Annotated in this window: 6 protein-coding genes and 1 pseudogene; 5 read left to right on the top strand and 2 right to left on the bottom strand. The window is 70.8% G+C overall.

Annotation, left to right across the window (positions count from 1 at the left end; genetic code table 11):
* The 3 genes and pseudogenes from HY68_RS44120 to HY68_RS27370 all read left to right on the top strand — a co-directional run.
* Positions 1-203: pseudogene (locus tag HY68_RS44120) on the top strand (hypothetical protein); the annotation flags it as partial.
* Positions 204-217: 14 nt separating this feature from the next.
* Positions 218-982, top strand: a complete 765-nt coding sequence (locus HY68_RS27375) for a DUF4239 domain-containing protein (RefSeq protein ID WP_041993678.1) — start codon at positions 218-220, stop codon at positions 980-982.
* Between the two features lie 195 nt (positions 983-1,177).
* Positions 1,178-1,711 (top strand): hypothetical protein, encoded by a 534-nt coding sequence (locus HY68_RS27370; RefSeq protein ID WP_041993674.1) that lies wholly within the window; start codon positions 1,178-1,180, stop codon positions 1,709-1,711.
* Positions 1,712-1,798: 87 nt separating this feature from the next.
* On the opposite strand, the gene HY68_RS27365 is transcribed toward HY68_RS27370, so the two are convergent.
* Positions 1,799-2,284: a hypothetical protein gene (locus tag HY68_RS27365; RefSeq protein ID WP_041993672.1), complete on the bottom strand. Its 486-nt coding sequence runs from the start codon at positions 2,282-2,284 to the stop codon at positions 1,799-1,801.
* 311 nt (positions 2,285-2,595) lie between these two features.
* Between HY68_RS27365 and HY68_RS27360 the strand changes: the two genes are divergently transcribed.
* The gene (locus HY68_RS27360) at positions 2,596-3,258 is read left to right on the top strand and encodes a class F sortase (RefSeq protein ID WP_041993669.1); all 663 of its coding nucleotides are present in this window, start codon (positions 2,596-2,598) and stop codon (positions 3,256-3,258) included.
* 25 nt (positions 3,259-3,283) lie between these two features.
* On the opposite strand, the gene HY68_RS27355 is transcribed toward HY68_RS27360, so the two are convergent.
* Positions 3,284-4,120 carry a polysaccharide deacetylase family protein gene (locus HY68_RS27355; protein ID WP_041993665.1) on the bottom strand — a complete coding sequence of 279 codons (837 nt, stop codon included), beginning with the start codon at positions 4,118-4,120 and terminating at the stop codon, positions 3,284-3,286.
* A 143-nt stretch (positions 4,121-4,263) separates the two neighbouring features.
* Between HY68_RS27355 and HY68_RS27350 the strand changes: the two genes are divergently transcribed.
* The gene (locus HY68_RS27350; protein ID WP_041993662.1) at positions 4,264-4,725 is read left to right on the top strand and encodes a universal stress protein; all 462 of its coding nucleotides are present in this window, start codon (positions 4,264-4,266) and stop codon (positions 4,723-4,725) included.
* Positions 4,726-4,741 lie beyond the last annotated feature (16 nt).

Here is a 4,741-nt window from a genome sequence, read left to right as displayed (position 1 = left end):
CGGCTGCCGCGCCGCCGAAGGCGAAGCCGAGCCCGTCACCGACCCCGTCCGTCACTCCCTCGCCGTCCCCGGTGGCGCTGCCCGCCTACCACAAGGCAGCACGCAAGCAGCCGAGGAAGGGCACGTCGCCCGTCCTGATGATGCTGATGATCACGGCTCCGGCCGTACTCGCCGTGGCCGTACTGCGGCCACGTGCCCGCTGAACCATGGAGACCCCATGCAGGAATGGCTCGTTCTGAGCATCGCGATGGCCGCCGCGTGCGTCGTCGTCCTCACCATCGTCATCATCAACAACCGCCGTATCGGAGAGGACGACGATCCCACCGAGACCCCTGACGTCATGGACTACATGACGATGATGATCGGCGTGATCTACGCGATCGTGCTGGGTCTGGCGATCGCCGGCGTCTGGGAGGCGCGTGGCAGCGCCCAGGAGAACGTGCGCCAGGAGGCCCAGTCCCTGCACGAGGTGCAGCAGCGCGTCCAGGTCTACCCGCCGGAGGTGCGCGACCGGATCCGCGGCGACATCGACACGTACGTCCAGTACGTCGTGAAGACCGAGTGGCCGCACATGTCCGAGCACGAGGCGCTCAGCAAGCGGGGCACCACGCTCTTCGACCAGATCCGCCGTGATGTCACGCAGTACGCGCCCAAGACCGACCTGGGGGGACAGGCGTACCAGCCGCTCGTCGACGCGGTGGCGGCGGCGGACGACGCCAGGGGGGCGCGCGGGGAGAACGCGGGCGCGACCATGCCGGGAGTGGTCTGGTTCGGGCTGATCATCGGGGCCGTGGTCACGGTGGGGCTGATCTTCCTGCTGCAGATCCGGCGCACGTTCCGGGAGTTGCTGCTGGCAGGGCTGTTCAGCGTGCTGATCGCCTTCCTGCTCTTCCTCATCTGGGACTTCGACGCCCCGTACGGCCGCGGCATCGCGGCGACGGCGGGTCCGTTCCTCGACCTGTTCCCCGGCATCAAGTCCTGACCCGTCCTCATCACGCCCGCACACGTCAGGTCCGGCACGGATGTCCGCCGCCCGGGGGACATCCGTGCCCCATTCGCCCGACAGCGTTCGCGGGTGTGATAGTGCGCTCCTAGCGTTTCGGGCATCGAGGTGCATTCCACGCCATGTGCGGAAATCGGTTCCGCGACTGCTCCTCGGGGACCCGGAGGACTCACCATGCGCGTGATACGTGCCGCATCCGCCGCTCTGCTGGGAGCGGCGGCGCTCGCCCTCACCGCCCCCGTCGCCACCGCGGCGCCCGAAGGCAACATCACGCCGTTCGGATTCTCCGTCACCCCGTCGACGATCGCGGCGGGCGGCAAGGTGACCCTCTCGGTCACCGACTGCGACGAGAGCGCGACGGCGTCCTCCGCCGTCTTCGACAACGTGACCATCCCCAAGGGCCGGACCGCGACGGCCACCGTCGACTTCGACGCCAAGCGCGGCGCCGTCTACAAGGTGACCTTCACCTGCGACGGCAGCTCGGGCACGACCAACCTCACCATCGCGGGCGCCAGCCCCTCGCCGCGGCCCACGCCGACGGTCAGCCCGGCCACGATCGCGCCGACCGCCGGGGTCAGGGGCGGTCTCGGCGGCAGCGTCGGCGGGGTGTCCACGGCGCAGATCGTCGCGGGTACGGCGCTGGTGATGGCCGCTGCGACCGGCCCCATCTACGTGGCCCGCCGGCGGGCCGAAGGGCGTGGTCACTGACCGCGCCGCACGGCCGCACGACAGCCCGTCGCCCCGGGTCCTGGCACAGGACCCGGGGCGACGGGCGTTCGGGGTGGGGGAACCCGGTCAGACGGCCGAGCCGCTCATCCGGCGCCGGCGTGCGATGAACAGCGAACCGCCGACGGCCGCCGTGGCGACGAGGCTCGCGCCGATCGCCATCTCCGTCGAGCTCGGTCCGACGCTGCCGCCGAGACCGCCCAGCGCGCCCCGCCCGGAGAGCACGGTGAACTGCTGCGACACCGTGTTGGGGTTGTCGTTGCACTTGACGGTCAGGCTGTAACGCCCGGGGGTGGCGTTGTTGAAGATCCGCGCCGTGGTGCTGACGTGCCCGGACTCGACCGACGGCAGCTTGGCCTTCGGGAAGGCGTTGGACGAGACCCAGCCGCCGTGGCCGCAGCCGTCGGCGGAGATCTGGATCGTGCCGCCCGGGTGGACCGCCGACGGGTTGACCATGACGTTGGACGGACCGTTGTTGGCGGCGGCCAGTGGGGCGGAGAGCGCCACGGCCGCGCAGGCGGTCGCTGTCACCGCGAGAGCGCGTGAAGCACGCATCGTTGAACCTCCAGCGGAAGACGCCCCAAAGCGGTGCTCCGGGAAATTCGACGAGTACGCCTTCCATGACGAACCATCACCGGACGGCACATCCGTCGCATGTCGGCACTGGTCCACCCCGGTGAGCCGACACGCCGTCAGACGGCCCCGCGCCACGGCCCAGCCGCAGGTCACGGCCCATCAGAAGTTTTATGTGCCGAATACTCTGATGGGTCACCGCACCGGCCCGGGCCACCCGTTCGCCTGCCAGTGATCGCCGCGGCGGCACCGCGCGCTTAGCGTGCCGTACAGGTGCCGACGAAGGGAGAACCATGGGCCAGGACCACAGCGGCCCGGAGTCCAGGAAACGCGCACCCTGGGGCGTGCTGGCTCTCGTGATGCTCACCGGGATCGCGCTGATGCGCAACGGCGTCGACGTACCGCTGGGACCCCCGCAGCCCGCTTCGGCCGCCTCGCTGGACGGTCTGCACCGGGACCCGGCCGCCGCGGCCGTGCCCGCGACCCGGGTGAAGCCGCTGCCGTACGCCCCGATGTCCCGGGTGCGGATCCCCGAGATCAAGGTGGACGCGCCCGTGATGGAGGTGGGTACGGACGCCGACGGTTGGATCGAGGCGCCGCCGCCGCAGGACCCGAACATGGCCGGCTGGTACCAGAACGGGATCGCGCCGGGCCAGCGCGGCACATCGGTGGTCGTGGGCCATGTCGACAACGAGTCGGGGCCCGCCGTCTTCTACGGCCTCGGGGCGCTCAAGAAGGGCGAGCACGTCGAGGTGAAGCGGTTCGACGACAAGGTCGCCGTGTTCAAGATCTACGGGGTCGAGGTCTTCGCCAAGAAGGACTTCCCCGGCGCCCGGGTGTACGGCGACACCGGCTACCCCGAGCTGCGGGTGATCACCTGCGGCGGTGGCTACTCGAAGGCCGGCGGTTACGACGGCAACGTCGTGGTCTTCGCCCGGCTGGTCAGCACCCGCTGACCAGCCGGGTCGGCGGCCCCGCGGATCAGGGGTGCGGCAGTACCGCGCTGTAGCCCGCGTCGACGAGTTCCGGCAGGTAGCGGCGGAGCGCGGCCACACTCTGGTCGCGCTTGCCGCCGCCGTCGTGCGAGAGCACCACCACGCCCGGCTTGGCGCCGCCGAGCACGGTGCGCACGATCTTGTCGGTGCCCGGCCGGGTCCAGTCGAGGGTGTCGACGGTCCAGGCGAGCGGCTCCATGCCCAGGGCGGCGCCGAGTTCGAAGGTCTGCTTGTTCCAGGCTCCGTAGGGCGCGCGGAACCAGGACGGCGCGGTGCCGGTGGTCTTCTCGATCAGCTCGCTGGTCCGCTCCATCTCGCTCTTGATCTTCGCGGGGGTGAGGGTGGGCAGCTCGGGGTGGGTCCAGGTGTGGTTGCCGATGATGTGGCCTTCGTCCGCCGCCCGGCGCAGCACGTCGGGGAAGTACGAGGCCATCTCGCCGCAGACGAAGAACATGGCGTGCACGTCGTGCTCGCGCAGCACGGTCAGGATCTCCGGGGTCCAGGTGGGGTCGGGGCCGTCGTCGAAGGTGAGCACGACCGAGCGGCCGAGGCCGGTCAGTTCCAGGAAGGGCTCCTTGCGCACGGGCGGCGCCGGCGCGAGGTAGCCGGGCGGGTTCTCCGCGGTCATGGGCCGCAGCCGGTAGGCGGACGGTTTGAGTTTCGGGGCGGCCTGCGGCCCCGCCGCAGGCGGGGGCGCGGCCGGGTGGCCGGGGGTCTCGGCCTGTCCCGCGCTGATGACCCTGGCGGTGACGGCGGCGGCTCCGAAACAGGCGGCGATCCGCAGGACGCGTCGGCGGCCCGGGATCATCTGGTCCTTTTTCATGACCAATGGCTCGCACGGTGCCCGCCCACGGGGGCTGACCAACACGGGTGTCGGGGTGAAAGTACCCGATGGAACCAGCCTGACCGGCGCTTAAGTGGAGACCGGAGGTGGACACTCCGGCGGGAACGGATAGCCTGCGTGCCGTGACTGACCAGCAGCCCACCCAGTTCGAACGCGGTACCGACGGTCCGAAAGTGATCGTCGTGGGCGTGGACGGATCCCAGTCGTCGTTCCGTGCCGCCTCCTACGCCGGGGGCCTCGCCCGTCGGCAGAAGGCGCTGCTCGCCATCGTCTACGTACAGCCAGTGCTGCCGGCCGGAGCGTCGCTCGGCGCGCCGGTCGCCGACACGACCGGGCAGATCGCCGAGGAACTGATCGAGGAGCTGCGGCAGTCGACCGAGCGGGTCAAGGACATATGGGACGTGCGCTGGGAGTTCCACACCTTCCGCGGCGATCCGTTCAACGGCCTGGTCACGGCGGCCGACGAACTGAAGGCGGACGCGGTGGTCGTGGGCGCGTCGGAGTCGGCGGGGCACCGGATCGTCGGGTCGGTCGCGGTGCGGCTGGTGAAGGCGGGCCGGTGGCCGGTCACGGTCGTACCGTAACCGGCCGGCCGGCCCG

Source organism: Streptomyces sp. AcH 505 (assembly GCF_000818175.1).
GTDB lineage: Bacteria > Actinomycetota > Actinomycetes > Streptomycetales > Streptomycetaceae > Streptomyces.
This window is presented reverse-complemented; position numbering and strand designations above follow the sequence as displayed.